Raw genomic sequence first — 4,282 nt, forward strand, 5'->3', positions numbered from 1 at the left:
GCAAGGTGCCGCTGGCCAGGTGGCTCATGTCGAGCAGGCTGTCCACCAGCGCCGCCTGCGCGCGCGTGTTGCGCCCGATCGCCTGGGCGGCGCGCTGCACCAGGTCCGTGTCGGCCTCGGCACGCCCGAGCACATGGGCCCAGCCCGCGATGGCATTGAGCGGCGTGCGCAGCTCGTGGCTGAGGTTGGCGAGGAACTCGTCCTTCAGCCGCGTCGCCCGCTGCAGCTGCGTGTACGCCGCGCGTTCGACCTGCAGCCCATGCGCCTGCTCGGAGGCGTCGCGCGTGGTCACCGCCAAGCACTCGTCGAGCGCGACCGACAGCGTCTGGCAGGCGGTGGCGAGCCCGCGGTCCTGCCGGGTGAAGTCGGCGCGCCGCGGCTGGCCGTCGGCCATCACCTCCAGCCAGTGCGCGAAGCGCGTGGCCTGGAAGGCGTCGCCCGGGTAATCGGCGAGCACGCGCCGGCCGACCTGCACGGCGTCGGCGCCACCGAGCAGCGCCGCCGCGGCGGGGTTGAGATAGCGCCAGCGGAAGTCGAGGATGCGCGCGCCGTCGGCCGCATCGGACCGCACCGGCTCGAGCAGCTCGAAGGCATCGGGCGAGAGCTCCTGCGCTGCGTGCCACAGCGCCAGCTCGCGCTGCTGCCGCTCGCGAGCGCCCTGCGTGGCGCTCACGTCGCCGAGCACACAGCGCAAGCCGACGATGCGCCCCGGCGCCGCGCCATCGCCACCGGCGTCGAACAGCGGCGTGATGGCGTGCTCGAATGCGCGGCGTCCGGCGGGGCCCTCCAGCATGATCTCGGCGCGCAATGGCGCGCCACTGGCGAGCACGCGCCGCTGCGCGTCGACCAGCGGCGCGGCGTTGGGGCCGAACAGCGCCGCGGCGTCCTGCCCCAGCCACTGCGCCGCGTCCGGTCCGAGCGGCGGGTTGTGGACCCAGCGGTAGCGCAGCCCGGCGTCGAGTTCGGCCAGGCCGATGCCGCACTCGCGCAGCATTGCCGCGAGACGATCGCCGGCCCGTGCGGCCTGCTCCGACGCCAGCATGCCTTTTTGCCGCCGCGCCAATGCATCGTGCAAGGCCTGCGACAGCGCGGCGACGAGAAGCCCGAAAGGCAGCAGCAGCAGCAAGCGCGCCAGCGTGCCCGCCTCGGCTGCCGTCCCCGCCGCGTAGGCCTGCACCGCCAACAGGGCGGCCGTCACCACGGTGACCAGCGCGCCGGGCCACAGGCCACCGACCAACGCCGCCAGCGTGGCGGCAAAGGCGGCGATCAGGAAGCCCGGCTCCGGTCCTGTCAACGGCGTGATCAGCCAAGTGAAGCCGGCGCCGAGCACCACCAGCATCAGCGCGAGCGCCCAGCGGTAGCGATACGGCGGGAATTCGAACACCGCCTCGACCGGCGCGCTGGCGAGCGCCTCCTCAGCAGCGGCGCTGGCAGCGCTCGGCGTGGCGAAGCCCTCGTCGAGCTTTGCTCGCGTGGCGCTGCGGCCGGCCGCAGCAGCCATGGGAATCAGCCGCAGGCCAGCACGAGTTCGTGCAGGCAGACGTGGCGCATGCCGGACCCGCCGGCCACGCAATAGCGCCACATCTGCAAGCCCCGCTCGGCGTCGAGCGGCGACGCCACGCTGGATCGCGGCTCCGCCACCGACAAGGCGCCGCTGCACGGTGCTAGCCCGGCGCCGGCCGGCGCTGCGGGCGCGTCGGCCCCGACGACCGTGGCCTGCGAATCGGTCAATGCCCCAACCGCGGGCGGGTCGGCGCAAGCCCACAGCCCGGCAACGACGGCAAGCGGCGGCAGAACGAGGTGGATGCGGGCAAGGTAGCTCATCGTGATTGCAGTGCTTCTAGCAAGCGACGTGCCGGTTCCGCGCGGCGCCCGGCAGATGGTTGTCATGCCGGGAAAAAGTGCCAAGGAATCGGCAAGTTCTGACGCCTCGCACCCCCTGGAGGTGCCATTTCCTGCTGCGTCGAGGACTTGCGTGCGGTTTCGTCGCAGGCACGCCGCCTGCTGCATTTTTTGCCGAGCCTGTGCGCGCGACGGAAATCGCCGCGGGCGCCTGCGCCGGAGCGGGCTCGCAAGCCCGGTGAAGTTCTCTAAAACGGCGTTCGGGTGCGTCGTTGACGGATTGGTTGGAGACACGATGGCAATGCATGACGACCCCTGCGCGATTCGAGCCCCACGGGCCCTGGAACGCTTGAAGGAGCAAGCCCCCGAGCGTGTGCGCCCGGACTCGCGCGAGCACCCCAATCTCGAGCGCGCCGGTGCGCAGCCGCACCCGGCGATGGCGCGCCGCCCCGAGCCGCACGACCGGTCTGCGGCTGCGCGCTGAGGAGAGTCCCACGGCCCCAAAGCCTTCACTGCGCCCCGAGGGCGCTCAGCGCCCTCGGGGCGGTTTGGGCGGGCGCTGAGCGCAGGAAGGAGTTCGCGCTAGCGGTCCTTCTGCTCGTCCATGCCGGTCTTCCCCGGTGCCGACGGCGCATCGGCACTCGACCCGCCCTCTTCCGGGTGCTGGAAACGGCCTACCTGATGGCAGATGGCAGGCACGGGCGTTGCCCTTTGCGCTCATCCTCCTGACTCGTCGGGCCCACGCCGTGCGCATCACCTACGTCACCGAAACCTACACACCCGAGGTCAACGGCGTGGCCCTCACCGTGGCGCGCGCGGTGCGCCACTTGCGCAAGCGCGGCCACGCGCTCGACCTGATCCGGCCGCGCCAGCGCGGCGAAGAAGCACGTTGCGACGAGCGCGAATGGCGCACCGCCGGCGCGCCGATACCGATGTACCCCGACCTGCGCTTCGGCATGGCCCGCGTCGCGACCGTGGCGCGGCGGCTCGCCGCCAACCGCACACAGCTCGTTCACGTTGCCACGCAAGGCCCGCTGGGGCGCGCCGCGCTGCTGGCCGCGCGGCGGCTGGCGTTGCCGGTGACGACCGATTTCCGCACCAACTTCCACGCCTACTGCCGCTATTACCACCTCGGCGCGATCGAGCCGCTGGTGTGTCGCTACCTGCGCAACTTTCACAACGGCGCCGACTGCTGCTTCGTGCCGACGCGCGCGCTCGCGCAGACGCTGCAGACGCAAGGCTTCGAGCGGCTCGAGGTGGTGGGCCGCGGCGTGGATGCGAAGCTGTTCACGCCGGCACGGCGCAGCGCGGCGCTGCGCGCGAGCTGGGGCGTGCGCGGCGACGCGCCGGTGCTGCTTTACGTCGGGCGGCTCGCGCCGGAGAAGAACGTCGCGCTGGCGCTGCAGACGCATGCGCGGCTGCTGCAACAGCGCCCCGACGCGCACATGGTGGTGGTGGGCGACGGCCCGCTGCGCGCGCAACTGCGGCTGCGCTTTCCGCTCGCCCGCTTCGTGGGCATGCAGCGCAACGAAGACTTGGCCGAGCACTATGCGAGCGCCGACCTGTTTTTGTTTCCGAGCGAAAGCGAAACCTTCGGCAACGTCACCCTGGAAGCCCTGGCCAGCGGCTTGGCGGTGGTGGCCTTCGACGAGGCCGCTGCCGCCGAGCACATCCGCGACGGCGTGAGCGGCCTGCTGGTGGCACCCGGCGACGCGGCCGGCTTCATGACGCGGGCCGTGCAGGCGGTGCAGTCGCAGCGCTGCCGGCCGCAGTCGATGATGCGGCAACTGGCGCGCGAAACGGCCCTGGCCGCACAGTGGGACGGCGTACTCCAGCACTTCGAGCAGCGCCTGGCGCACCACGCCACAGCGCATGCCGCGTCCGGACTGCACGATGTGGCTCTGGCCTGAGCAGCAGCGCGCGCGCTGGGCCGCTTGCGACCTGCGCGTGGCCATCGCCCTGCAGCGGGCCGTCGCACAACCGATGCTGCGGCTCGTGCTAGCCGGCGCAAGCCGTCTCGGCGATGGCGTGGCCTGGTATGCGCTGCTGCTCGTCCTGCCCTTCACCGGGGCGCCGCACGCATGGCAATGCATGTTGCAGATGCTGTGCGTGGGCACCATCAACCTGGTGATCTACCGCCACATCAAGCGCCGCATCGGCCGCCACCGGCCATTCGTGAACTGCCCCGACATTCATGCTTGCGCGCGCACGCTCGACCAGTTCAGCTTCCCGAGCGGCCACACCCTGCACGCGGTGGCGTTCGCGCTGCTGCTGTCCTACCACTACCCGGCGTTCACCGCGCCGCTGTGGGCCTTTGCGGCGCTGGTGGCGGTGTCGCGCGTGGTGCTCGGCTTGCACTATCCGAGCGACGTGCTCGCCAGCGTGGCGGGCGGGCTGGTCACGGCGGGAGTGGCGCTGTGGGCGTGGCCGTGAAGCGCTG

General features: G+C 72.0%; 4 protein-coding genes. 2 read left to right on the top strand and 2 right to left on the bottom strand.

Annotated elements, in window-relative coordinates; translation table 11 throughout:
* Positions 1–1,501 (bottom strand): histidine kinase dimerization/phospho-acceptor domain-containing protein (locus RMO12_RS14765; RefSeq protein ID WP_309639857.1); only part of this gene is annotated, 1,501 nt, incomplete at its 3' end.
* A 5-nt stretch (positions 1,502–1,506) separates the two neighbouring features.
* Positions 1,507–1,824 carry a hypothetical protein gene (locus RMO12_RS14770; RefSeq protein WP_309624386.1) on the bottom strand — a complete coding sequence of 106 codons (318 nt, stop codon included), beginning with the start codon at positions 1,822–1,824 and terminating at the stop codon, positions 1,507–1,509.
* A 764-nt stretch (positions 1,825–2,588) separates the two neighbouring features.
* Here RMO12_RS14770 and RMO12_RS14775 point away from each other — a divergent pair.
* Together RMO12_RS14775 and RMO12_RS14780 are read left to right on the top strand one after the other, a co-directional pair.
* Entirely contained in the window at positions 2,589–3,752 is a 1,164-nt protein-coding gene (locus RMO12_RS14775; RefSeq protein ID WP_309639858.1) for a glycosyltransferase family 1 protein, read from the top strand.
* The gene (locus RMO12_RS14780; RefSeq protein ID WP_309639859.1) at positions 3,736–4,275 is read left to right on the top strand and encodes a phosphatase PAP2 family protein; all 540 of its coding nucleotides are present in this window, start codon (positions 3,736–3,738) and stop codon (positions 4,273–4,275) included. Before RMO12_RS14775 ends, RMO12_RS14780 begins: the two co-directional genes overlap by 17 nt.
* Positions 4,276–4,282 lie beyond the last annotated feature (7 nt).

The sequence above is a fragment of the Methylibium sp. genome (assembly GCF_031393925.1).
GTDB lineage: Bacteria > Pseudomonadota > Gammaproteobacteria > Burkholderiales > Burkholderiaceae_C > Methylibium.